Origin of the sequence: Sporosarcina sp. P16b (assembly GCF_002743065.1) — a bacterium.
GTDB lineage: Bacteria > Bacillota > Bacilli > Bacillales_A > Planococcaceae > Sporosarcina.
In genome coordinates this window covers 31,256-57,070 of the sequence record NZ_PDYO01000013.1, presented here as the reverse complement: position 1 = coordinate 57,070, position 25,815 = coordinate 31,256, and the positions used below count along the sequence as shown (strand labels likewise).

Annotated in this window: 24 protein-coding genes, 1 tRNA gene and 1 pseudogene; 1 reads left to right on the top strand and 25 read right to left on the bottom strand. The window is 42.3% G+C overall.

The genetic code is table 11. From position 1 onward, the window contains the following. Window positions 1-13 precede the first annotated feature (13 nt). Window positions 14-2,413: a SpoIIE family protein phosphatase gene (locus CSV77_RS13075; protein WP_099632537.1), complete on the bottom strand. Its 2,400-nt coding sequence runs from the start codon at window positions 2,411-2,413 to the stop codon at window positions 14-16. Window positions 2,414-2,621: 208 nt separating this feature from the next. Here CSV77_RS13075 and CSV77_RS13070 point away from each other — a divergent pair. Continuing rightward, a tRNA-Met gene (locus tag CSV77_RS13070) sits at window positions 2,622-2,695 on the top strand. A 299-nt stretch (window positions 2,696-2,994) separates the two neighbouring features. Here CSV77_RS13070 and CSV77_RS13065 read toward each other — a convergent pair. The 24 genes and pseudogenes from CSV77_RS13065 to CSV77_RS12950 all read right to left on the bottom strand — a co-directional run bounded on the left by CSV77_RS13065 (window position 2,995) and on the right by CSV77_RS12950 (window position 25,501). Then, window positions 2,995-3,420, bottom strand: a complete 426-nt coding sequence (locus CSV77_RS13065; protein WP_029054887.1) for a S1 domain-containing RNA-binding protein — start codon at window positions 3,418-3,420, stop codon at window positions 2,995-2,997. A gap of 121 nt (window positions 3,421-3,541) precedes the next feature. Continuing rightward, the gene (locus tag CSV77_RS13060; protein ID WP_099632536.1) at window positions 3,542-3,955 is read right to left on the bottom strand and encodes an FtsB family cell division protein; all 414 of its coding nucleotides are present in this window, start codon (window positions 3,953-3,955) and stop codon (window positions 3,542-3,544) included. Between the two features lie 29 nt (window positions 3,956-3,984). Beyond that, a complete protein-coding gene (yabQ, locus tag CSV77_RS13055) occupies window positions 3,985-4,470 on the bottom strand; it encodes a spore cortex biosynthesis protein YabQ (RefSeq protein WP_099673745.1) in 486 nt (161 codons plus the stop codon). After that, the gene (yabP, locus tag CSV77_RS13050; RefSeq protein WP_029054884.1) at window positions 4,467-4,763 is read right to left on the bottom strand and encodes a sporulation protein YabP; all 297 of its coding nucleotides are present in this window, start codon (window positions 4,761-4,763) and stop codon (window positions 4,467-4,469) included. Before yabP ends, yabQ begins: the two co-directional genes overlap by 4 nt. Window positions 4,764-4,888: 125 nt before the next feature. Further along, on the bottom strand, window positions 4,889-5,185 hold the full coding sequence (locus tag CSV77_RS13045) for an RNA-binding S4 domain-containing protein (RefSeq protein WP_099632534.1): 297 nt from the start codon (window positions 5,183-5,185) through the stop codon (window positions 4,889-4,891). Next, window positions 5,182-6,642, bottom strand: coding sequence for a bifunctional methyltransferase/pyrophosphohydrolase YabN (yabN, locus tag CSV77_RS13040; RefSeq protein WP_099673744.1), 1,461 nt, complete (start codon window positions 6,640-6,642; stop codon window positions 5,182-5,184). Before yabN ends, CSV77_RS13045 begins: the two co-directional genes overlap by 4 nt. A gap of 5 nt (window positions 6,643-6,647) precedes the next feature. Continuing rightward, on the bottom strand, window positions 6,648-8,240 hold the full coding sequence (locus tag CSV77_RS13035) for a putative polysaccharide biosynthesis protein (protein ID WP_099673743.1): 1,593 nt from the start codon (window positions 8,238-8,240) through the stop codon (window positions 6,648-6,650). A 51-nt stretch (window positions 8,241-8,291) separates the two neighbouring features. Further along, entirely contained in the window at window positions 8,292-8,885 is a 594-nt protein-coding gene (gene ytaF, locus CSV77_RS13030; protein ID WP_099673742.1) for a sporulation membrane protein YtaF, read from the bottom strand. A 535-nt stretch (window positions 8,886-9,420) separates the two neighbouring features. Further along, window positions 9,421-10,626 carry an NAD(P)-dependent malic enzyme gene (locus CSV77_RS13025; protein ID WP_099673741.1) on the bottom strand — a complete coding sequence of 402 codons (1,206 nt, stop codon included), beginning with the start codon at window positions 10,624-10,626 and terminating at the stop codon, window positions 9,421-9,423. 575 nt (window positions 10,627-11,201) lie between these two features. Further along, window positions 11,202-11,738, bottom strand: a complete 537-nt coding sequence (gene spoVT / locus CSV77_RS13020; protein WP_099673740.1) for a stage V sporulation protein T — start codon at window positions 11,736-11,738, stop codon at window positions 11,202-11,204. Between the two features lie 83 nt (window positions 11,739-11,821). Then, a pseudogene (mfd, locus tag CSV77_RS13015) lies at window positions 11,822-15,355 on the bottom strand (transcription-repair coupling factor). Window positions 15,356-15,456: 101 nt separating this feature from the next. Continuing rightward, window positions 15,457-15,675, bottom strand: coding sequence for an anti-sigma-F factor Fin (locus CSV77_RS13010; RefSeq protein ID WP_099632527.1), 219 nt, complete (start codon window positions 15,673-15,675; stop codon window positions 15,457-15,459). A 47-nt stretch (window positions 15,676-15,722) separates the two neighbouring features. Further along, window positions 15,723-16,295 carry an aminoacyl-tRNA hydrolase gene (pth, locus tag CSV77_RS13005; RefSeq protein WP_099673739.1) on the bottom strand — a complete coding sequence of 191 codons (573 nt, stop codon included), beginning with the start codon at window positions 16,293-16,295 and terminating at the stop codon, window positions 15,723-15,725. 80 nt (window positions 16,296-16,375) lie between these two features. Further along, on the bottom strand, window positions 16,376-17,005 hold the full coding sequence (locus CSV77_RS13000; protein WP_099632525.1) for a 50S ribosomal protein L25/general stress protein Ctc: 630 nt from the start codon (window positions 17,003-17,005) through the stop codon (window positions 16,376-16,378). An 81-nt stretch (window positions 17,006-17,086) separates the two neighbouring features. Next, the gene (locus tag CSV77_RS12995; RefSeq protein ID WP_099673738.1) at window positions 17,087-18,046 is read right to left on the bottom strand and encodes a ribose-phosphate diphosphokinase; all 960 of its coding nucleotides are present in this window, start codon (window positions 18,044-18,046) and stop codon (window positions 17,087-17,089) included. A 27-nt stretch (window positions 18,047-18,073) separates the two neighbouring features. Beyond that, on the bottom strand, window positions 18,074-19,432 hold the full coding sequence (gene glmU, locus CSV77_RS12990) for a bifunctional UDP-N-acetylglucosamine diphosphorylase/glucosamine-1-phosphate N-acetyltransferase GlmU (RefSeq protein ID WP_099673737.1): 1,359 nt from the start codon (window positions 19,430-19,432) through the stop codon (window positions 18,074-18,076). Between the two features lie 346 nt (window positions 19,433-19,778). Continuing rightward, a complete protein-coding gene (spoVG, locus tag CSV77_RS12985; RefSeq protein ID WP_099632522.1) occupies window positions 19,779-20,066 on the bottom strand; it encodes a septation regulator SpoVG in 288 nt (95 codons plus the stop codon). Window positions 20,067-20,319: 253 nt separating this feature from the next. After that, window positions 20,320-20,694, bottom strand: coding sequence for a RidA family protein (locus CSV77_RS12980; protein WP_099673736.1), 375 nt, complete (start codon window positions 20,692-20,694; stop codon window positions 20,320-20,322). Next, complete coding sequence (gene purR / locus CSV77_RS12975; protein ID WP_099673735.1) at window positions 20,691-21,524, bottom strand: pur operon repressor; 834 nt, start codon at window positions 21,522-21,524, stop codon at window positions 20,691-20,693. Before purR ends, CSV77_RS12980 begins: the two co-directional genes overlap by 4 nt. Window positions 21,525-21,582: 58 nt before the next feature. Next, window positions 21,583-22,449 carry a 4-(cytidine 5'-diphospho)-2-C-methyl-D-erythritol kinase gene (gene ispE / locus CSV77_RS12970; RefSeq protein WP_099673734.1) on the bottom strand — a complete coding sequence of 289 codons (867 nt, stop codon included), beginning with the start codon at window positions 22,447-22,449 and terminating at the stop codon, window positions 21,583-21,585. Between the two features lie 188 nt (window positions 22,450-22,637). Beyond that, a complete protein-coding gene (locus CSV77_RS12965; protein ID WP_099673733.1) occupies window positions 22,638-22,988 on the bottom strand; it encodes a DUF2200 domain-containing protein in 351 nt (116 codons plus the stop codon). 13 nt (window positions 22,989-23,001) lie between these two features. After that, window positions 23,002-24,069: an NAD(P)H-dependent flavin oxidoreductase gene (locus tag CSV77_RS12960; protein ID WP_099673732.1), complete on the bottom strand. Its 1,068-nt coding sequence runs from the start codon at window positions 24,067-24,069 to the stop codon at window positions 23,002-23,004. 21 nt (window positions 24,070-24,090) lie between these two features. Next, entirely contained in the window at window positions 24,091-24,294 is a 204-nt protein-coding gene (locus tag CSV77_RS12955) for a hypothetical protein (protein ID WP_099673731.1), read from the bottom strand. 160 nt (window positions 24,295-24,454) lie between these two features. Beyond that, window positions 24,455-25,501, bottom strand: coding sequence for an S-layer homology domain-containing protein (locus CSV77_RS12950; RefSeq protein WP_099673730.1), 1,047 nt, complete (start codon window positions 25,499-25,501; stop codon window positions 24,455-24,457). Window positions 25,502-25,815 lie beyond the last annotated feature (314 nt).

The window sequence follows — 25,815 nt, the reverse complement described above, 5'->3', positions numbered from 1 at the left end:
ATTCTACCATTGTTTAGCTAGAAATGATTCGAGGTTGCTTATTAGCTTTTGCCCACTTTGGTACAATATGACCGACTTTCATTACGAGAATCGTCCGATCATCTTCTACTGACTCAAATACCCGTTCCATCTCCATCATTACTTGATCGGCAATCGTCCGGCAATCCATATCTTTAAAACGTTCTATCGTTTGATTCATCACATCTTCTTGAATATCAAGCGGTATATCCCCATTAAATATGCCGTCCGTCATCATAACGACGATATCACCGGACTTGAGCTTTTCGTTTTTCGCCTCTATAGAAAATGACGGCAAGAAGCCAAATGGTACTGTTTTGCTGTCTAACCGGATACAATCATCACTTCTTTTAATGTAGGTACTCATCGAACCTGCCTTCCACGACCACAGTCGCCCTTCTTGTAAATCAATTAACGCCAAGTCGAGCGTTGCATACATATCATCCAGTCCATTTAACGCCATCATATAATGCAAGGTGTGGATCGCTGTTTCCGGATCCATTTTTTGACCCAGACATTCCCGCATCAGCCGGATTACCTTTCTACTTTCGTGGTATGCATTGATATCTTGTCCCATTCCGTCCGACAACAATACAGCCGACAAGCCTTCGTGAATCTTGAATAACTCATACGCATCGCCACCATTGAACGATCCCTTCCCGGCTGTTGTGACGATATCATAATCAAGTGAAAAGCGAACAGCGGAACTAAAGGTCAATTGCACATGTGGGAACGGGAATGGCTGATAAGTCGATTTTGAAATATGCATCGGTTCATCGTACATTTGCTCCAAGATGGGCAGTAATAAATATTCTCCAACCGTCGTTTCCGCTTCAAAATCCGCCTTTTTTTCCGGTACAGAAATCACAATTCTGCAGGCACCCCGTTCTTCCGATAATATATCTATTTGAAAAAACTCTATGGCTTGTGATTGTAAACGATTCGCAAGCTCTTCTTCAGCCAACTTATACGTAGTCAGATCTTCCTTTACTTCTCTCATAACTTTTTCGATATGCGTACTCATATCGCGTAATTGCAATGCTAGCATTTTTCGACCATGCTGTAACTGCCCCATCAATAATTTATTGGCCCCTCTCTCCTCCAATTCATTCATTAACCCCTTAAAACGTAGACATTTATATTTCATCTTCTGTTCAACACGTACACGAGCTGCTTTCTTCGTTGCAGAATAGGTGGTTTCCCATTCGTCAATCAACGGTTCTATACTGTCCTCTTCACTTTCCCAACACTTGCGGTAACGAAAACAGGATTGACAAATAGATGGTACTTGACTTGTCGCTGCCACTTCCTCTTCGGGGGACAGACGATCATTCACGAGCGTTGACATGAAATGAGCAAACTGTTGGAACTCCTCTAACTGCCCATCCAGTTTATCCGCGAGCCATTGCTGTCGTTTTTCCGATATTCCTTCTTGTTTCGGTAATAAAACTTGTCGTATTTGACTTAATTTGCGCGAAGGTATCAATATAAACAGTAAAGCTGCGGCGCCAACTGTGGAAAAATGAACGGTATCAAGAGGCAGCGTCGCATCATATAGAAGGAAAAAGAGCGAAACAAAGACACTGCCGGTGATGACCCCAAGCTTTCCAAAGCGTTTTAGTGAACCCGCCAACAAACCAGTCATACCATATAACGCCATCATGCCCGTAAAGGACAATTCTGATACACCTATGATCAACGCGATAATCATTCCGACGGTTGTAGCGAACGGCACTCCCCCAACAACTGCAGCTACAAATATCGCTAAAAACAAGAATACCCCAGCAACCGATACTGTACCGATTTGGAACCCTCCCATTCCGGTGGCTGCAAGCGCTCCCACAATACACATCGCACTGATCTGCTCGGGATTCCACGGCCCATACAGCATTCTTTCTATAGAAGGAAAAGCTAGTAACATGAAAATGGTCATAAACAATGCAAGCAATGCTTCTAACCCTATTGACAACTGAACCGCTAAAGGTAACATCCCGTCGCCGTATTTTACGAGCTGCCAGATTAATTGCGGAATAATCATTCCTCCAGCCACAGCGATTGGAATAGACCTTTTCACGACTGGAATCTTTATAATTGAATGAAACAGTAATAATTGCGCCAAATGAATGACAGCTTGTCCCACCCCAAGAAACGCGCTGCCCGCCATTCCACCTATAAATACGTAGATCATGTGTTGACGGTAGCGCATACTTGCTAATGCCCAGATTGGCAAGAAGAATGGTACTGCCATATCGAATACTACTGCTTGTGATAGAAAGAATGATCCTACTAAGAACAGTAAGGCAGTTAGCAAGTATACTTTACGATTCATAAATTCTTGCCAGTATGCCCTAAACATCTGCAAAATTGGTCGCTCCATATTGTCAATCATCTTCATTTCCCATACCCCCTATGTTCTCTTACGTAAAACTATACATGGGGTTCACGAGAAAATTTGTCTGTTTGTGGCGGCATATTCACAAAACATTTCGACGTATTCCGTATGTATATTTTTTAGTAAAATGTATGTTGACACTTCTCCAAATGCCTAGTATGATAAGAGACGTTGCGTATGGAATTACCTCATTTCATTGCATCAATATCTTGGCGGCGTAGCTCAGCTGGCTAGAGCGTTCGGTTCATACCCGAAAGGTCGTGGGTTCGACCCCCTCCGCCGCTATAATAGTAAATCAAAAAATCCTCTGGCTTAGGCAGAGGATTTTTTGTTGAAAAAAATGATCCGAGGAACGCATATGAACTTTGGTTAACGTCGATTCAGTGCGATTTGGATTACGATTCTTTTATGGGTGCGTGAGGGGCGGTGTTAAGTTTTGTTTTGCCAACAACGAGCCAGAACATTAATCAAGTGTGCCTAGCTCTCAACCCCGAATTCTTCGCAAAAAAACGCATGCTCCATAATAGGGAACATACGTGTAGGATGTCATCTGATTTTAGTTTACAGTTGAAACAGTCAGCAAGTTATCCTCTTCTGGCTCCACGACCGCCACGCTTGGACTCTGTTGCTCTCTTTAAGGTAGTTAGACGTTCTTCGCTGTCCTTCATGAACTTTGCCATCTTCTGTTCAAAATTCTCTGGTCGTTCAAAGCTCGGTTTGCTTCCTTGACGAGGTCTAGTTGGACGTTGTGGACGCTGTGGACGTTGTTCTGACTCAGGTTTCGCCTTACGGATGGAAAGACCGATTTTACCGTCAGATCCCACATTCATTACTTTGACTTCAACCATATCGCCGACTTTTAAATGATCATTAATATCTTTGACATAATTGTCAGCTACTTCACTAATATGGACTAATCCTGTGGACCCGCTTGGCAATTCAACAAATGCCCCAAAATTTGTGATCCCGGTTACTTTACCTTCTAACTTGCTGCCTACTTCAATTGACATAAAAAAAATGCTCCTCCTTAAGTTTTAAGCGGCTCGTAAGCCTATCAACCATATTGGCAGTGCCTGTATTTTACAGGCTCCTACTTATATTATAGCCAACAAAAAAAGAGTGTCAACATGACTACTCTTTTCTTATGTCTTTTTCTGACTCTTTTTTCTTATCAGGAATTGAAAAAATGATCTCATTGGACTCTGAAAGAAAGTATTCTTTCCGCGCGAGTTTAGCAATATACTCGTCATCGTCCAATCGAATCAACTGTGTTTTCAGTTGTTCTTGCTGTTCTTTCAAATCCTCTAGTGTAGCCGTTGCTTGGGCTTTTTCCTTATGTTTGGCTGCCAAGATTTCTTTTTGACCGGCATTCATATTGAATAAACTTCCAGCAACCACACAGACGATGACAAAAAATACGGCCAACCGATTACGCAAGCGTTTTTGTTGTGCTTTTTTAAAATTTTCTTTTTTTTGCATGGAGCGCACATAGTCTGTATCGATTGATGTCACATTCTTTGTTGAAGGGTTCTGTGTTTTTTTCATGGCGCACACACCTTTCTGGCGTAGTTCTACTATTGCACTCTATTATATAGTACTCTGCATTTATTTTGAAGGAATTTCCCTATGTTCTTTACTAATCTCAGAAACGGTGATGTGATGAATGACAGAATAGAGACAATTACATAGAAAATCCGTTGAATCGTTAGGTAGACAAGACGAATGATGAGCCAAATCGGCCTAAGCACCACAAGTAACAGTAGTCTACCTACGAATCTCACAGGATAATGGAAGATGGCTGCATACAATAACAGGCCACTAACCTGCGCGACGGGGTCATACATTCTCCATGCCCCGTCACGTACCATCATTAATACCCAAAACGACATAATGCCTAACATAATCCAGATAAGGCATTCAAACCAGAATGCCCACCTTCTAATGAACGAACGTTTATCGCACCCGGCGACAATGGTTCCGAATAAATCCAGTACAATTCCAGCAGTAATTCCTGTCCCGATCATCGCCAACAGACTGAAGAACTGGACGGATAGGCTCATCCGAATAGTTTATGGAGGAAATTGCGTGAGCCTGCTTCTTCGTCATCATATTGAAGTGTTTGGACTGTGCCTTCAAGCGTTAGCAGGCCCTTGTCCACGTCTAGATGTACAATACGCAGTTCCTCCCCACGGATTTGCAGTACGCCTAGCGATGTTCTAACGAGAAATTCCTCCTGGTCAAAGCGGTCGATCGTTTTCACGGATGTGAGGTCCATTCTTTTGCGATTGCGCATCGTCACTACGTGGTCTCCTGATGGAATAGTATACATGGAGCTGTCTGTTTGAATCTGCATATGCGTCCCCCTTCTCTAGTACGTTCCCCTTATCATATGCAGAGGCTTGGCCAAACATGACAAGCCGTTTTTAAGTTGAGGTGCAAATTCTATATTCTAAACCCTTTAGTCTGTTTCGTGGTTAATTAGTTTGCCTCCTCGTCATCCACAAACTCAGGCTCCACTTTCTCCAAGCGCTCTTCGCTAGTGATTGTGTACATACCTGCTGCATCTTCTTTTTTCGTTGACGCCTTCAGCTCATTTACCGTAGCATTAACGATCTTTTGGCCGAAACGGATTGAAAGTTCATCACCTGGTTTGACAACGGACGATGCTTTGGCTACTTTTCCATTAATTGTAATTCTACCTTGGTCAGCCACTTGCTTCGCAAGCGTTCGGCGTTTTATAAAGCGTGATACTTTTAAAAACTTATCGAGTCTCATTTAGTTCCTTCCTTTCGTTTAGCCTGTTGCCAGAATTCTTCTAGTTCGTCTACTGTATAACTTTCAAATTTTCCGCTTCCTTGCTTCACGGATTGCTCTACGGACTGAAAACGGGATTTGAATTTTTCGTTGGCATGCCACATGGCTTCTTCTGGTGAGAGCTTCAGGAATCTTGCGATGTTGACTATAGTGAACAATACGTCTCCGAGCTCGTCTAGCTGTTGCTCAGGTCCACCACTTTTTACTTCTTCCTGAAATTCTTGCCACTCTTCCTGGAACTTGTCGAAAGCCCCTTCTATAGATGGCCAGTCAAACCCCACTTTGGCTGCAGTCTTTTGGTAATTATAAGATGTCAGCAAGGATGATGCCAAACGTTCTTGTCCTTCTAACAGCGTAGGCGGTTTAGGTTTTTCCTGCTCCTTGATGGCTTGCCAGTTCGTCAACACTTCTTCGGTTGTATCAGCTTGCGTTTGCGCAAATACGTGTGGATGACGACGTATCATTTTGGACCCTACAGTTTCGAGTACGTCTTCCATCGAGAAGTACCCATTGTCTTCCCCGATTTGTGCATGAAGAAAGACTTGTAGTAAAACATCTCCCAGTTCTTCGATAATAGCGTCATCATTTTCTTCATCGATGGCCTGGATCAACTCAAAGGATTCTTCGATTAAATAGCGCTTTAAGGATTCATGCGTTTGTTCGCGATCCCAAGGGCAGCCATTCGGCCCACGTAACGTTGCGATGATGTCCCTGAACGAACTCCACTCTTTTAGTCGTTGTTGGTGATCAGGTAGCGGTGGTACATATACAGTCGTCAAATTATTCAATGTTACTGTACGGTCAAGCTCAAACAGTGGGATTTCAGTTAATTTTTCATCTTGGGAACCGGCTGACGTAACAATGGTGACAACGTGATGATCGGGATATTTTTCCATCAAAGACAATTTCACATCTGAAGCGACGAATGCGTCATACACTTGTCCTATTAATACGTGCTGATCCATCCGTACATCGTCACGTTTCATGTCAGTCCCATCCAGCAACTGAAATCCTTCAATTGGATCAATACGCAACGCTGTAAAAATCGGATCTAAAAAGCTACTACCACCTGCGATATGAAGTTCAATATCACCTGCACGTTCTTTTTCAATTAATAGTTGGACCGTACGTTCCGCTACGAGTGGGTGGCCTGGCACAGCGTATGTAATCGGCCGATGCGTACTCAGTTCGAGAAGTTTATCAACAATTTGCCGATAGACGTCTTCAAATGCATCATTTGCTTCATAGATTGAATCAAAACTTTCCATCTTTAGCCCTTCCGAACGCAATTCTGCAATTACAGGATGTTCTTCCGTGCGAATATAGAGATGGTCCGCTTGTTTCAATAATCGGTACGTGCCTAGCGACAATTGCTCTAAATCACTTGCGCCAAGTCCGATAACAGTTATTTTGTTCACATAATTCACCTTCTATTTTTAGTTAGCCATAGTTGAGCAGTCGCCAATCGTTTTCCGAAAGGCAGTAAGTACCACTCTTTTTCTTTCATTATACGTGATTTCAAGATGACGAAAAGAAATATGATTGCTCCAATTGTGACAGCAGACAATGCAGTGAACATTGAGCTAGTGCGTGAGGATAATCCATCAAATAGCCATGAATCGGCTAGAAGCATCCAAGGAATTAATACCCCCGCCATTGCCACGCCGGCAATAATCAGCACGATATAAAAACGTCGCGAAGCTAGTGGGAATCTCCAATATCTCTTAAAGTAGAGAATCAATAACACAGCAACGACTGCGAATGAAATAGTACCCGATGCAGCGGCACCTTCAATTCCATACTGGCGAACCATCAAGGGTGTAGTTGATAGTTTTATTACGATTCCAAGCAGCATGAGTAGCAACGGCCCACGCACTTTACCACTTCCTTGAAGAATTGCTGTTAGCGGTAAAATAATCGACAACCAGAAAATCTGTATACAGAAGATGATTAGCGCAACAGAGCCTGCTCGTGATTGAAATAGCATTTCATTGACGAAAGGAAGTACAAGAACCAATCCGATCGTCGCTGCCCAACCGAATAAAATGGATGTCCGGAACGTCAAGCCAATGAACGGTAAGGCACCCCGTCCATCATTTTTAGTGGCATGGTGCGCGATTAACGGCACGAGTGCTAGCGCCAATGTAGATGCTAGCAAAATACCCATTTGCGCAAGCGGCTGTCCCCTATCATAAACACCTTTCATTTCCATGGCGGTCTCACTCATTGCCCCTGCCTCGACTAATGCGTTATAGATCGTAAAAGAGTCCACCAATTGAAATACCAGTAAAATTAATGAACTTGCACTGACGCCAATGCTAATCTTGGTCAAATCTTTCATCACTTGCCATGGCTTTACAGTAGCTACCGCCAAACTTTCCCGCTGTAGGAAGAACCAAGTCAGGATCAAAACACCTACCACTTCTCCTGCAACCGCCGCCCACATCGTAATTTCACCTATTTTATAAAGAGATGTTCCTGCACGTATCGCAATCCACGTACCTGCAAGTACGATGATCACCCTGAACAACTGCTCTGAAACGTTAGAAATCGCTACAGGTATCATTTGTCCTTCTGATTGAAAGACGCCCTTCAATACAGCTAGGAACGGAAGTACGAGAACGATGTACGCACCGGCCTGCAAAACGGGCGCCAATGCGGTATCTCCCATTAGTTCAGCAAAGAAAGATGAACCTGAACGCAATAATAGAAAGGTTCCTACTGATAAAACGAGAAGATATGCGAGTGACACACGTAAAATCCCACGTGCTTCCCCGGGATTTTTGCTTTCTGCAAGCATTTTAGACACCGCGACAGCAAAACCCGAAGACGTCCAAACGATAAATATTCCGATAAACGGATACACTTGCTGATAAATATAGAAACCTTTATCTCCAACTAAGTTTTGAAATGGCACACGATAGACTGCGCTCAGCACTTTGACGATGATGGCGGCAATAGTTAGAATCGATGCACCTTTCATAAACGACTTCATATTCCATTTAGTCAACGCCATATACGCGCCTCTTTCATTCGATGATGATTTCTAGTATACCATTTCATCACGTCAGAATAGGCGTGTGACCGCAATCAATAAAATAATAACTCCACTCATGAATGTTCCGAACTGCCCTACTGACATCTTGCCAATCCGCACGCCTGCCAGTCTTGCGCCCAGTCCTACACCAATAGACAATGTAATATAACTACCGACAGCCGCTGATAATGCGATTGCAATCGGCGACAATGTTAGAAGACCTGCTCCGACACCATTCGTTAGTGCATTCGCGGAAAGCGCAATACCAAGCAGTAAAGCTTCCCCAATACTAATATGTGAAGATCCGTCAAAATCCATTTTTTCCGGTTCACTAAATACATTTGCTTGATGTTTTCTTGGTTGACGAAAGGCCATAACCATAATACGTATTCCGATCATGCTAAGTACAACAAATGCTATAAGATCGGGTAGTAGGCCCGGTAACATTCCAGCCAGCCACGCACCGGCGACAATGCCTATTAAACTAAAGATAAAACAAATTGCCGCAATGAGTGCATTCGATGTAAATGGAATCCGGACTTGCTGTACACCATAAGAAAGTCCAACTCCAAAGTTGTCAATGCTAGATGAAACTGCAAAGCCTGCAATCAGTAGCCAAGTCATTTCGCTCCCCCATTTGGTTTTATCATACTATACGCGCGCAATGAGGCAGGCGTGTGTGCGCTAGGCGCGTAATAGAACCGGACTTTTCCATGAACGTGGGTAAACTGTGTAGTACATGTAGATAGAAGGAGACGAATTTAGGTATCCGCTACAAACTATGGGTAATCTAGGACTTTATTATAGGTACCGCCTAATTTTACGACATGTAATTACACGTTTACGGTCGGGATCTAAATACGTTCATAAACGCATTGAGCGGTTACCAAACGAGTATGATCGCTTATAGAGTATGATAGAGCGCTTTTGAATGTGGATAGAGCGGAATTTACACACTATAGGGCGCTTAACCATGAACTATGAGCGCTTGCAAGAATTTATGAGCACCGCTACCCTGCACTTATTCCTAGTCTGTGGGCCAATAACCAACAGTCCACCCAGAACGTCAAATAACGCCCCGTCCGTCTCAACCACTCACTTCACAAATTAAAAAACGTCTTCCCTATACGTGATAGGGAAGACGGGTCTCTATTCATCTTCATCTGGGTGTAGGCAAAACAAATTCCTTCGCAACAGATACACCTGTACGAATCGCTGCTTTTCCTACTGCATGTGCAACAATCGTCGGGATACGGTCATCAAATGGATCCGGAATAATGTAATCATCACGTAGATCTTCATCCTTGATCAAATCTGCAATCGCGTATGTCGCTGCAAGTTTCATTTCTTCATTGATCTCTGTCGCTCTAACGTCTAGTGCTCCACGGAAGATACCAGGGAATGCCAAGACATTGTTGACCTGATTAGGATAATCGGAACGGCCTGTCGCGATAATACGTACGCCATACTCATCTGCCAATTCGGGCTTTAACTCGGGCATTGGATTTGCCAGTCCGAATACGATAGGATCTGTATTCATTAGCGCTATCAATTCCTTCGTCAGCAAGTTCGCAACAGATACACCAACGAATACGTCAGCACCCTCCATTGCAGCCTCTAATGAACCCTCTATTTTTTCTAGGTTTGTGATGCGTGACATTTCATGCTTAATGTCATTCATCGCATTCTCGCGACCTTCAAAAATAATGCCTTTGGAATCACACATAATAATGTTTTTGAAGCCCATACTCAACAATAATTTCGTAATCGCAACTCCAGCGGCACCTGCACCATTTAATACTATTTTTACATCTTCTTTTTCTTTTCCTACTACTTTTAATGCGTTTAGTAAACCTGCACCTACTACAATTGCCGTTCCATGCTGATCATCATGGAAGATTGGAATATTACATTCTTCACGCAATCTACGTTCAATTTCGAAACAACGTGGAGCCGAAATATCTTCGAGGTTTACAGCACCAAATGTCGGGCTCATAGCTTTTACGATATTGACAATTTCATCTACATCTTTTGTATCCAGACAAATCGGGAATGCGTCAATCCCTGCGAATTGCTTCAGCAATAGAGCTTTCCCTTCCATTACCGGCAAAGCTGCTTCGGGGCCGATATCTCCAAGACCTAGTACAGCTGTTCCATCTGTTACAACTGCAACCAAGTTCCCTTTGATTGTATATTCATACGCAAGTGATGGATCATGAGCAATTTCCACACAGGGTTCAGCAACTCCCGGTGAGTACGCCAAACTCAAATCCTCTTTATTCTCTAGTGGCACTTTCGAAACCACTTCCATTTTTCCATTGTGAATTTGATGCATGTGTAAAGAAGATTTGTATTTCCTGTTCATAATATCGCTCTCCCTGTCTGGTTTTTTATTGTTCATTCGTGTTGGTAGTGATTATAAGCGCAAATGCGAAGTAATTACAAGCATCAATTTTCTATTAACTCCAAAAATTGAAAATTCGTAAGCGGTTACATTGCCTTTGCCTAGGGTTTTTCAGGACATAAAAAATTTTCGAAAAAAGTTTTGACTTTTATGCTTTTTCGTAGTATGTGAAACCTTTCACTTTTCAATTTATGCCTTGTGAAGCCCTTCACTAAGGGCTTTTGTGAAAAGCTTCACGTAAAGAAAAGTGATGTCAAAAAGAGGTGTATGGATGTAGTATGTGAAAAACTTCACTTTTTAAGTGTTGGAAAATAGTAACATGTGTTTTGGTCACACGGACCAAATTAGGAACTATATTCAAGTAAAATCATTGCCCGACTACCAATTAATGGGTTAAACAATGTTCCTTTACATATCATGATTCTGATAATAAGATGCACAATTTAATTTATAATAATTTACACATCAAAAAAACTCACAATAGATACATCTATTGTGAGTTTTAATTAAAAACTTAATATTTATATCAAATCCATTTAGCTTTCCATCTGTTTTGACAGGAAGTTGGCTGCCGTCTCTGCCGCTTTTTGCTCGACCTCTCCGACAAAATGAACTTTTGACAGCAAATAGACCGCACCGATTGCATCACCATTTGTAATGATTGGTACAATACAATAAGACTTAATCTGCTCTACTTGACCTGGCACCCATTCTACCGTCTTCTCATGCTTTTCCACGACAGTAGATCGGCCGTTCAGGATTTCTTCGCATATCGGGGCTAATTGTCGGTTCATATAGTCCTTTTTGGCAAGACCCGCTACCGCTAGCATCTCATCGCGGTCACTGATTAGTGCAGGTGTACCAATCGTTTCATAAAGTGATTCTGCATATTCTACCGCAAATTCGCCAAGCTCTGAAATAGGTGAATATTTCTTTAAAATGACTTCCCCTTCTCGATCAGTGAATATCTCCAAAGGGTCCCCCTCACGAATGCGAAGTGTCCTTCTAATTTCTTTTGGTATAACTACTCTTCCCAAGTCATCAATTCTGCGGACAATACCCGTTGCTTTCATGTATAATGCCTCACTTTCTCGAAATTAAATGTATTTCTGAGAATAGTATGCATCAACATTGGTCATTTTATGCAATCAAGGTGTTACAAGGCATCCGTAGATTCTACTTCCTTTGCTGTTTCCTGCATTGTGTGTACCATATCTTCTACCATATCGAATTCCGTAAACTGCTTGGACTTTTTTTCATTCACGGTTACGGTAATTTGTCCGTTGTCGATTGTCAATCCGACCGCATGGCCAAACTTCAATGAACGTTCCATCAGTTTCGCACCGTCAGCACGATCTGTTCCTTCTGCTGACAATCGAATTTCCACTATTCCCTGTACATTTTTAATGGATATTACGCCAGCATCACGACCCCACGCTTTCATACGTCCAACACGGAGCAATAAATCGGCTTCGAATGGCATATCACCGAAACGGTCGATCATCTCGTCAACAAGCTCTAGATAATCCTCATCGCCAGTAATTGCTTTTACACGTTTATACATTTGGATTTTTTGATAACCGTCTTGAATGTATGATTCAGGGAGATAAGCATTGATAGGCAAGGAGATTTCGACATCCACCTTGTCTTCTTTTACGACACCCGTCTGTCTTTCTTCAATCGCTTCTTGTAGTAACTGCGAATACAGATCGAAACCAACAGAGTCAATGAATCCATGTTGCTGTGAACCAAGTAAATTCCCTGCTCCCCGAATGGATAGATCACGCATAGCAATCTTAAAACCAGAGCCAAGCTCAGTGAACTCTTTGATTGCCTGTAAGCGATTTTCTGCAACTTCCGTTAGCACTTTATCGCGCTGATAGAGCATATAACTGTATGCTACGCGATTGGAACGACCGACCCGACCACGTAATTGATAAAGCTGTGATAGTCCCATGCGATCTGCATCATGGACAATTAACGTATTGACGTTTGGAATATCGATTCCAGTTTCAATAATGGTCGTTGTAACAAGCACATCAAATTCCCCTTCGAGAAAACTTAATATTACCGCTTCGAGGGCCGCCTCACCCATCCGGCCATGTGCAGAGGCGATACGTGCTTCTGGTACCAAGTCACGAATTTCCTGAACTTTACGATCCATATCTTCTACACGATTATATAGATAGAAAACCTGTCCACCGCGTCCCATCTCGCGCTCAATTGCTTCACGAACGAGTCCACCGTTATGCTCCATGACATATGTTTGGACAGGGAAACGATTGGCTGGCGGTGTTTCAATTACGGATAAATCGCGCACTCCGACCATCGACATATGCAAAGTCCTTGGTATTGGAGTTGCAGTCAACGTCAGTACGTCTACGTTATTTTTCAACTGCTTCAATTTTTCTTTATGCGTTACTCCAAAACGTTGCTCTTCATCAACAACGAGAAGCCCAAGATCCTGATAGACTACGTCTTTAGACAATAAGCGATGCGTACCAATGACAATGTCAACAGTTCCCGCTTTCAACCCTTTAATCGTTTCGTCCTGCTCTTTCTTAGAACGGAAACGATTGAGTAATGAAACTGTCACAGGATAATCTGCGAAACGCTCTTTCATTGTTTCGAAATGTTGCTGTGCAAGTATCGTAGTCGGCACTAAGAACGCTACTTGTTTACCGTTCGTTACTGCTTTAAACGCCGCCCGAATCGCAACTTCCGTTTTTCCGTATCCTACGTCACCGCATAATAATCGATCCATAGGCCGGATACGTTCCATATCTTTCTTAATTTCCTCAATGGATTGTAACTGGTCCTGTGTCTCTTCGTAAGGAAAAGCATTTTCGAATGAACGCTGTAAATCATCGTCTTCACCGAAAGCAAAGCCTTTTTCCGCTTCTCGTCTGGCATATAGTTTGATCAAGTCATCCGCAATATCCTGAATGGCCGCCGTTACTTTACGTTTTGTTTTTACCCAATCTGTACCGCCAAGTTTATGTAGCTTTGGCTCTTTCTCCCCTGTAGCGACATACTTTTGAATTAAATCAATCTGGTCAGCAGGCACGAAGAGTTTATCTTCACCGCGATAACGAATATCTAGGTAGTCTTTCTGGATGCCTTTAACATCCAATGTAACGACACCATAGTATTTCCCAATACCGTGATGAACATGGACGATATGGTCGCCTGGCTTGATCTCTGAATAACTTTTGATCCGTTCGGCATTCGTTAGTTTAGGGGGGCGCGCTTTGCGTTTCGGCTTGCCAGTAAACAATTCCGCGTCTGTAATGACAGCGAGTTTCTGGAACGGCAATTCAAAACCTACCGATAAATCCCCTTCTATAATGGACAACACACCATCTTTGTTCGGCTTGCCATTAATCGCCGCTTCTATATCATATTCTCGTAAAATCTCTTGGATTGCCTTCATTCTATCGGTTGAAGAAGCCAAGAGAAAGACATTATAGTTCCCTTGTTGCCAACGCTCTATCTCACTTTTCAATAGAGGCATCTGACTATGAAACTGTTGCATCGGCTTACAAGAAATCGAAATAGACTTCTTGATAGTGAAGCCAGGTACTGAGCGTGTAAACAGAGACAAGTAGAGTTGCTACTGATTAATATTTTCAAGTACTTGCTCGTATTTCCATGCCAGTTTCGCGTCATGCAACATTTTTCCATCTTCGAGCATCGCTAGCTGGTATTCTTGCTCCTCCGACTCCAATGTAGCTACAGACTCTTGTATTCGCCCCAATTCGTCAAATATTATGACACCATTAGCGGGGAAGTAGTCCGTTAACATGGCATTAGCTTCAGAAGAAAATGAGGCATATTTCTTTATTGTGTCTGGCACTATCCCATCTTTCATCATGCCGATATCTTGCATGATTGTCATCAATAATTGCTGCTGTAATTCTTCACTTTTGATTTTGGTCAAGCTCTCGCCAAGCGCTTGTTCCACTTTTCGTGAAACTTGCTGTAATTCTTCAGGCGTCCAGATGAATTCGGTCGCTGGCAATAACGTAATAGATTCCAATTTTCCTGTTGAACGCTGATCTTCCGCTGAAAATGTACGAATGGAATCAATTGTCGTATCGAATAACTCAATACGAACAGGTTCTGCCATTGTGAGCGGATAAATATCCATTATTCCACCGCGTAACGCAAATTCACCCGGTGCACTCACCAGGTCTTTTCGTATATAGCCCATAGATACTAAGTTCTCTAGCCAGACACCTATATCGATCTCTTCATCCGTTGAAGCGGTTACGTAGTGTGTCAACCACCGTTCCTTTGACGGCAACAACTTGCGCAAACCTGCAACAGGTGTGATATAAATACCACTACCTACACGCGCCATGTGATCCAATGTATCAATCCTGCCAGCACGTAATTCATAACTCGCGAATGAAAAGTCAGCGGCAACAAGTTCTTCTGCTGTATATAAGTGAAGATGTTCGTCATTGACCAATTTGCTTAGATCTTCATACGTTCGCTGTGCTTGAAGCATATTTGGTGAAACAATTAGGACAGGGCGTGTCAGTGACTGCTGAATCAATTTAAAGAAGATCGCTTTGGATCCTCCTGCAAGGCCTGTGATCAACTGCCGATCCAGCCCATCTTCCAAGTCGTTCAGCAAGCCTTGAATCTCTTTCTCTTCTAGAAAAAGCTGTTCTATTACTCCCACTCAACTACTCCTCCTTATCTATTGACTAAGTGTATCTATCTATTGAACAGGATGCTTTATGCACAAAAAGCTTTGGCTATTAGCGCCAAAGCATCTGTTACTTATTGTAACCATTTTTTTAAGGTGTAATAATCCGGGAACGCCTGCAATGATTGCTCACAGTGTTCACAAATACATCGTATATGCAGGCCACCATCCGGATCTACGGACAAAAACGTATTTTTATCAGCACCGTTTATTTGACTCAACGTATCTTTTGCCGATTCGAATGGAATGGAGCCGATCTCCGTATGACAGTGATTGCAAGAATAACGGATCATATTCTCTTCACCTTCCTTTTTCAAAGTATAGGCAAAGAATTGATATATTATGCTTTTCCGTTAAATTTATTCATCACTTCAAGAAATGGCATCTTTTTTATTGTCCATTCTTCACAGGCGTCTGCACTCTTTTGTATCGCATCTTCAATCAACGGTTGCTCGTCCTTGCTAAAAGGAGATAATACATAATCAGCGACCTTCATACCGCCTGCAGGACGATCGACACCCATACGAATGCGATTGAATTCAGAAGTACCTAGATGTGCAATGAGTGACTTCATACCATTATGACCGCCCGCACTTCCTTTTTGACGAAGTCGGATTTTCCCTGCAGGTAAGTCCAAGTCATCGTATAATACGACTATTTCTTCATCGTCCACTTCAAAGTAATCCGCTAAGGGACGGACACATTCACCGGATAAGTTCATATAGGTCATAGGTTTTAATAATATTATTTTACCTTCAGCCGTATGGACCGTCGTAAATTGACCATTGAATTTTTGCTGGAATGCTGGGGCTTGCCACCGCTTAGCCAATTCATCAATGACTTGAAAACCAATATTATGACGCGTGTTTTCGTAGTTTTTCCCGGGGTTTCCGAGACCAATTAGTAATTTCATGTTCTTCTCTTCCTTTTCTAAACGATATATATACATAGAAAAGGAGCGCACGGTTCAAACTCGTGCGCCCATTTTGTAACTTATTTCTCTTCTTTATCTTCACCGATTACTTCCGGCTCAGCTTCAGTGCTTTCAGTTGCTTCATCTAATGCTTCCATTTCTTCTTCAGTACGTGGAGCAGAAATAGTTACTAACCCTACTTCGTCCTCAGTCAAGATTTCAAACTTCACTTTGTCGCGGATATCGCTAACAAGAATTGTTTCACCAATTTCAAGTTCTGAAACATCTACGTCGATATGATCAGGAATGTCAGATGGCTTTACGCGAATTGTAACTTCCCATACTGGTTGTTGAATTGTTCCGCCTGCTTTTTCACCTGGCGCGTTCCCAACAAGGTTGATCGCTACGTCTACTTCAAGCTCTTCTGTCATATTGATCGCCAAGAAGTCAGCATGTGTAAGGAAACCAGTCAAAACGTCAGATTGATAATCGTTTAATACGACGTTTACATCGTTGCCGTCAACAGTCAATTTGATTACGCCGTTTCTTCCTGTTTCACGAAGTGTATCTAGAAGATCACGCTCTTTTACTGCGATTGGCGTGCTTTCTGTTTTATAACCGTATACTACTGAAGGAATCCATCCGCTTTTTCTTAATTCGCTTACTGTCTTCTTGTCAGTTTCTCTTAAGTTCGACTTAATTGTGCTCATTTGTATAGTCACCTATCCCATCAAAAAGTTTTTTATACATCTTTGGATATTCAATATCAGAAGATATCAGTTAACTTATTATCACTCAAATAATGTACTTACAGACTTGTTCTCAAACACACGAATGATAGCAGATGCCAACAATGGCGCAATCGATAGTTGTTTGATTTTTGGAGATTGTTTACTTTCCGGCAATTTAATAGAATTCGTAATCACTAATTGCTTGATTTGAGAATTATTAATACGCTCAATCGCTGGTCCGGATAAAACAGGGTGTGAACAACAAGCATACACTTCTTTTGCTCCACTTTCAATTAGAGCGCTCGCAGCAATTGTTATAGTTCCGGCTGTATCGATAATATCATCAATTAAAATAGCCGTTTTTCCTTCTACATTGCCAACAATATTCATCACTTCCGCTACATTCGGACGCGGACGACGCTTATCGATTATTGCAATTGGCGCTTTCATACGATCTGCCATTTTACGCGCACGCGTTACTCCGCCATGGTCAGGTGAAACGATAACAAGATCATCGCTTGCTAATCCTTGATCCTGGAAGTATTCCGTTAGGATGGGTTCTGCAATCAAGTGATCGATTGGAATATCGAAGAAACCTTGAATTTGTGGTGCATGCAAGTCTACTGCGATTACACGATCAGCGCCTGCCTTTTCTAGTAAGTTTGCCACTAATTTAGCCGTTATAGGTTCACGTGAACTCGCTTTACGGTCTTGACGTGCATACCCGTAATATGGCATGACCACGTTAATCGTACGCGCAGATGCACGCATTAAGGCATCCAACATAATTAGAAGCTCCATTAAGTTATCGTTGACCGGATTAGAAGTTGATTGAATAACAAATACTTCACAGCCACGGATGCTTTCGTCGATATTGATTTGAATTTCCCCGTCACTAAAACGCTTGACTGAGAGCTTGCCGAGCGGAAGCCCGACTTGATCTGCTACTTCTTTTGCAAGTGGTTCGTTCGCAGTTAAAGAAAAGATTTTCAGTTTGTCGTTTGGATATTGATTTGCCATGATGGCCCTCCTGTTGGTTGGGTAAGATTAGTTTTTTACGTATCCTTCTTTATTCTCTTGCCGAACACGTGCAATTGCAAGTGAATTTTCTGGAACATTTTTCGTAACTGTGGATCCCGCTGCCACAATCGCATTCTTTCCTATCGTGACCGGTGCGACCAAATTGGCATTGCAGCCAATAAATGCATTGTCTTCTATCTCTGTTTTGTGCTTGTTTTTCCCATCGTAATTCACTGTAATCGTACCACAGCCAACATTAACATTCTTACCTATTTCTGTATCCCCTATATAACTGAGGTGGGAAACTTTACTATCGTCACCAAGCTGAGATTTTTTCACCTCAACAAAGTTGCCTACTTTCACATGATCACCAAGCTGTGTTTCGGGTCGTAAGTGCGCAAATGGACCGACAGCAGTCTGATTTCCAACTTTACTATCACGAACGACTGATGAGTGAATCGTCGTGTTGTCGCCCACTGTACTGTTTTGGATATGACTGTTCGGACCAATGACACATTGTGACCCGATTTTTGTAGCGCCCTCAATGAGTACACCAGGTTGGATGACAGTATCACGTCCAATTTCAGCTTCCGCACTAATCACTGTCTGATCAGGGCTAATAATTGTAACGCCATTGCGCATATGCTTCTCCGCAATCAATTGACGCATATTTTTTTCTGCTTGTGCCAGCGCTACACGATCATTGACACCCAGCGTTTCATGGAAATTCGGCGTCGTATAAGCTGAAATTCGCTGTCCCTCTGATTTTAAAATCCCCAATACATCCGGAAGATAATATTCGCCTTGCGCATTTTCGTTATTCACTTTTTTCAGTGTGTCGAATAACACGCGATTGTCGAAGCAGTATGTGCCTGTATTAATTTCCTTAACGAGACGCTCTTCGTCATTCGTGTCTTTATGTTCGACGTTTCGCATTACGTCACCGTTCTCCGCACGAATGATGCGGCCATAGCCAGTTGGATCATCTGCTATTGCAGTAAGTATGGTCGCCTTCGCTTCCGTTTCATGGTGGTGTGCAAGAAGTGCTGCCATTGTCTCAGTACTGATTAACGGTGTATCACCACAGACGACGAGCGTAGTACCTTCAAGATCCGCAAGTACCCTCTCAGCTTGTTGCACGGCATGTGCTGTGCCCAACTGTTGTGTCTGTAGCGCATATTCGCTTTTGTTGCCCAGCGTCTGCTCTACCATCTCGGCACCATGACCGACGATCGTGACAATCCGATCTGAGTGAAGATCGCGAATGTGGTCGATCACGTGCTCTACCATCGGTTTGCCACAGACTGGATGAAGCACTTTATAAAGATCCGACTTCATTCGCGTGCCCTGTCCCGCTGCTAGGACGATCGCATATGTATTTGTCATCTGTCAGCCTCCATCCTTGTTTGATAAATTCATAATTGACTATATCGGAAATGACTGTTTTTTTCAAGCATATCCCCTTGACAATTACATAACTTTATTTTATGATTGTTAATCTTTTTGCGAATATATTGGTATAGGAATAAGAGTGGTAGGTAAATATAGATGATGCGTTCAAATGCAAGTGATTAGGAGTGGTGAGCCTACTAGTCACTACGTTCCTTTAGTTGTCTCACCCTATCCCGCTGCCAGCTTCTCCACTTAAATTTCAAGACGATAAAAAGGCCATCGAATAGATGGCCTTTTTATGAATATGAAGTATGGAAACGCTTTCTCAAACGATATAAAATTATAGAACAGCCTCTTGCAATTCCCCTTGCTGTTCGTCTACTTGATGATAAGCTGCCAGGATGGACTCCTGTACTTTTGTTCGTGCATCTGAATTAATCGGATGCGCCACATCGCGGAACTCCCCATCCGGTGTGCGTTTGCTCGGCATTGCCACAAATAATCCGTCATTCCCCTCGATGACTCGGATATCATGGATGACAAATTGATCGTTAAGCGTAATGGAAGCAATTGCTCTCATCCTACCTTCAGTGTCTACCTTGCGTAATCTCACATCTGTGATTTCCATTTTCCCCACTCCCTTGTTGTCATTTTCACACTAAACGTATTCTAGGTTAGTTGGTATGATTACTTTTTTAACCATAATACTGGTGCTGATTCTATAATACTAGTTTTCACCTCGAATGAAAATAGAATCTTTTGTGAATTTTTAAAATTTGTGTACTCATTTACACATTTAGCTACTTTCTACCTATTCTTTTTCTACTAACGAGAAAAAACCGCCCTCATCTAGATTCTGTCAGGGCGGGCAACACATTCAATTACTTACAAATTGCAATCGCTTCGATTTCTACTCGTACATCTTTAGGAAGACGGGCCACTTCCACTGTCGAGCGTGCCGGTTTATGCTCTCCGAAGTGTTCTTCATAAATGGCATTTAGTGCTCCAAATTCATTCATATCTTGAATAAATACTGTGGTTTTAATGACTTGTTGTAAACTTGAACCCGCTTCCTCAAGTACTTTGCCCAAGTTTTGAAGAACTTGGTTTGTCTGTGCCTCTATTCCGCCACTAACTACTTCACCGGCAAGCGTCAGAGGAATCTGTCCTGACGTGTACACTACCCCGTTCACTTTTACAGCTTGTGAATAAGGTCCAATCGCTTGTGGTGCATTTTCTGTTTTTACATATTTCATAATTCATTCCCGCCTCTCGTGAAATAATTCCCTTCTTCCAACTCAATCTTACGGCGCTTTTCATCAACTGCATGTAGTTTCACTAATGAAAGATAATCATCTACTAGTACTTCCTCAAGATGTTCGGCTTCTACTAAGACTGCCACACCACCAAGTTCGCAGTTGAATTCTTCAAGTAAGCTTTTCATGCCTTGCATGGTGCCGCCCACTTTCATAAAATCATCTGTTAACAATACTTTTTGACCGCTCTGCATACTTCTCTTTGACAGCACCATTGTCTGGATCCGGCGAGCAGAACCAGATACGTAATTAATGCTGACGGTAGGACCTTCCGTCACTTTGCTGTCCCGTCTAACCACGATGACAGGCACGTTTAAATGACGTGCTATCGCATGAGCAATCGGAATACCTTTTGTTGCAACTGTCATGATTGCATCGATTTCTCTATCAAAGAAAGCTGTCGCAATTACCTTACCGATTCGATCAAGAAACCGGGGATTCCCCAATAAGTCAGTCATATACAAATAACCGCCAGGAAGTAATCGATCCGATTTCCTTAGTTCATTCATTAATGAATGAATAACTTCCTCTATCTCCTCACGGCCGGCTAACGGAATATATTTAATACCGCCAGCAGCACCTGAAATCGTCACTAAGCGACCCGTGCTACTCTCTTCAAATGTCTCTTTCAAAATACCAAGATCTTCACTAATTGAGGACTTGGCCGCTGAATACCGGTTCGAAAAAAACGTCAAAGAAATGAGTGTGTGCGGATTCTCCAGCAAATGACGTGTCATATCGACAAGCCTTTCACTTCTTTTCCATTTCATATAATACCGACTCCTAAACCCGAATGTTTTATAAGTAGGTTATCATAATCGTCCGGCATTAATCAACTACAATAGGTTCCCCAAGCATACGCACGGCATGTACGTCCTGACAAAACCCTTTCAACGCATTGACAATTTTCGGTACACGCGATTCATGTTTCACTAGTCCAAATACCGTTGGACCGCTACCGCTCATTAAAACAGCATCCGCACCAAAACGCTCCATTTGTTCCTTGAGTGTGACAACTTCCTCATGAATACCCATCGTTACAGGCTCCAATACATTCCCTAGTGATGCGCACATCTTGTCATAATCATTCTCTTGCAACGCTTCCATCATACGGTCCGTTTGCGGATGTACGATAGAAGATAAGTTCAACTGACCGTAGATATTTCCGGTCGATACACCGATTGTTGGTTTCGCCAGCACGACCCAGCAGTTAGGTGGAGCAGGTAGATGTGTAATGTCTTCTCCTCGCCCTCTCGCAATTGCAGTGCCGCCGTACACGCAAAATGATACATCTGATCCAATTTCCGCACCGAGGGTTGCTAACTCGTCTAAAGTTAAGCCTAGTTCCCATAGACGGTTTAATCCACGAAGTGTCGCGGCTGCATCTGAACTACCGCCAGCCAGCCCCGCTGCAATCGGAATGTTTTTATCCAGAGTAATTTCAACTCCGTAATCCAAGCGATAGCGTTTGCGTAATAAATCTGCTGCTTGGTACGCCAAGTTTTTGCGATCATTTGGCACAAATCGATGAGATGACTTAATCGTAATGGCATGATCCGTCGTAGGACATAGCCAGATACGATCAGCCAAATCAACCGTTGTCATAATCATCTCGACATCATGATAGCCATCCGGCCGTTTACTTAACACATCTAATGTTAAGTTGATTTTCGCAGGCGCCTTTTCGTAAATCATGATAAAAGCTCCCTCCCCACTGCATTGTTCTTGCTCATATATTACCACAGAATGGATAGAACATAAGAGGATTAAATAAAAAAGACCTGCAAAAGCTTTGCAGGTCTCTTTGTCACGTGAAATTCCGTACCACAGTTCTGTAGTAGATGATTCCTACAGTTACTTTTGCATGCCTAACATTTCATTCGTTATTTGCGCAAGATTTTATCCATCGCTTTTCCCTTTGCCAACTCATCAATCAGTTTATCCAAATAACGTATTTCTTTCATCGTTGATTCTTCCATTTCTTCCACTCTAGTCCCACATATAACACCTGTGATTAGCGTCCGTGAAGAATTCAATTTAGGAGCCTCCGCAAAAAACGTTTTGAAGTCTGTCTGTTTTTCCAACTGTACTTCCAGCTCTTCCTGGTTGTACCCTGTCAACCAACGAATGATTTCATCGACCTCCAGTTTCGTGCGCCCTTTTTTCTCCGCTTTGTTAATATAGAGCGGGTACACTTTGGCAAAACTCATTGTATACATTTTATGTGTAGTCATCGTTACTCTCCAATCATCTGTTACTTAGGATAGTTTCTACTTGAAAAACGATGTGCGACAGCAAATCCGCGGCATTTCGTCTCGCACTTAAGCGAGGTGACTGTCCGCTCCAAAGATGAATCCATTCGGGACGATTTTGCTTGGCGGCTTCACTACGAATCCCTGCCGTCAATGTATTCATTATAGGATAATCCGGTAGTTCTTCTTCGTAAGGTTTTAAGTCATGGATAAAGGCATTTTGAATACCTCTTGCTGGTTTACCGCTAAATACTGACGTGACGACGGTTTGGTCTTCTGTACTTTGGAGAATGGCATCAATATGTTGTATTTTTGCACCACTTTCGATGGCCGTCACAAAAGCGGTCCCCATTTGAACCGCTTGCGCTCCTAGTGTGAGAGCTGCTAAGACACCTCTTCCGTCCATAATTCCTCCTGCAGCAATAACTGGAATCTGCACATGGTCCACTGCTTGAGGAACAAGCGACATCGTTCCGATCATGGAATCACCGAAGCTTCCTGAAAATGTACCACGATGCCCGCCCGCCTCGCTTCCTTGCATCACGACCAGATCAACCCCATACTTCTCATTGATCATAGCTTCTTTCACAGTTGTGGCAGTCCCCATAACGACGATGTTCTCTTCTTTTAATCTTTGGATATTCTCTTTAGATGGCACGCCGAATGTGAAACTACAAACCGCTATCTTCTCCTCAATTATGACTTCCACTTGTTTATCAAAGTTCGCGCTAGATGCTTGCTTTACCTCAGGCTCGGCTACGTGTAACTCTTCACGATAAGGTCGTAATAATTCATTGGCCTTTTTAATCTTATCTGCGGATACCTCTGACGCCTCAGGAATAAACAAATTGACTCCAAAAGGCTGATCCGTTAATGCCTTTATCTTCTTTATCGCTTCTCTCATATCTTCCGCCTTCATATAGCCTGCCCCAAGCGTACCCAGGCCACCTGCATTGGATACAGCGGCTATTAACTCAGGTGTGGTCGTACCGCCAGCCATTCCTGCTTGAATGATTGGGTATGTAATTCCAAGCTTTTTTGTTACATCATTTTTATTCCACATCTTTACTACCCCCTCGAAAGATTATGTAGTAGTTTTACTGTTTCTCTTTTCCTCACGTCTCATCAATACTTTATTTCCCAACCAATAACCGATTAAAGCAGCTGCTACCATAAGTGCAATCGATAAAAACGAATTCAAAGCTGGAAAAACCAACTTCTTGATAAAGCTGATGACACCGACAAAGACACCAACGAATAGTGCACGACATATATTTCCTATCTTCACACTTTCTCCTCCTGCAATGGCCCCGTGAATCCTAGTACGTATAATGAATATTCACTCTATCATATCGTACATCATAGAAAAATGAAGTTTCTACTATCACTCTTAGTAATAAAAAAAAGTTGCAAAGCTAGTTCACTCTGCAACTCTACTAATTTGATTGTTACTTTATCATCGAATTCGGTAAGTACACTAAATTCGCCGCTGTACTTACATTATCATCGTTCACCGTCAATATCACGACATAGCCGGTCTTTTCCCATCCTGAATTAAACGTGGTTTCATAGTCAGTTTCAGAATAATGGTCCACTCCAAATTCACGTTGCGCGTGCTCGTTTAATTCATTGTACATCGCAAACATTTCATCCGAAGTATGATAGTGATCCTCGCCTCCCATAAAGTCATAGGTTATAAACTGCAACTTGTTGTTTTCGAAGTAGTAAATCAAATCTGTATAGTAATTATACTTTGTAGTTCGATAGATCAATAATCGTTTATTCCCCTCACGTAAATTAGAAAGCAATATTGCCGGTGACCTCGATTCAACATTCATCACTTGAGCCGGGTCCATTCCGAAGTGAATTCCTCTTGTCACCATGACTGGCGGTGCAGGTCGGAACGCGGGGTCCATGGCTCTTGCTACGAAAGCGGCAATATGAGAACGGGTTAGTGTTTCATTTGGTTTAAATGTACCGTCTGGATAGCCTGAGGTGATATTTTCAAAAGCCAGTTTACGCACCGCATTATAAGCAGTAGAACCCTTTGGTACGTCTTTAAATCGTATGTCTTTTTCTTTCGTCAGTTTGAACGCATTCGCAATGAAAGCAGCCATATGTCCACGCGTTACCTTTTGCGTAGGTTTGAAAGTACCGTCTGGATATCCATTAATAATTCCCGTATTCACCGCGGAATTGATATAGCCAGAGGAATATCTGCTAGAAGGAACATCTTTAAACTTCGTCTTCGTTTTCTTCCCGTCAAGGCCCGTAGCTTTAGCCACCATGACCGCTACTTCTTCACGTGACACTTTGTCATTCAATCCAAAGCGCGCGCTAGGTTCAATCACTTTGTTTTCTAACAAATACATAATTGCAGTATAATTCGGATGATTTTTCGGTACATCCGTAAATACTTTAGTGGAAGCCTGTGTTTTAGGAGCTACTGAAAACGTTAAAATAAGTAGTAGAATTACTGCAAAAACTTTCTTCATACGTGTTGATCTCCTTTTCGCCATAAGATGTAATGACTATATCACGTTCATTAAATGAAAAGTTGAATACGTTAAAAGACGTTGTTTTACTACACAAATGTACCAAATTCGCTAAGTGCAAAATCATAATTTGTCTATATACATTGACGCAGTTCTATTATCTAAAGACTTCAACAGTACACTGCTATCACATAAAAATTTAGTAGTCAGAATTAACCTTCTATAATGTGTTGTGCAACACAACGCTAAAAAAGTAGTCGAGCATAATATCCTATTTTCACTCAAATTGTAAATGAAATTTCTATATATATAGA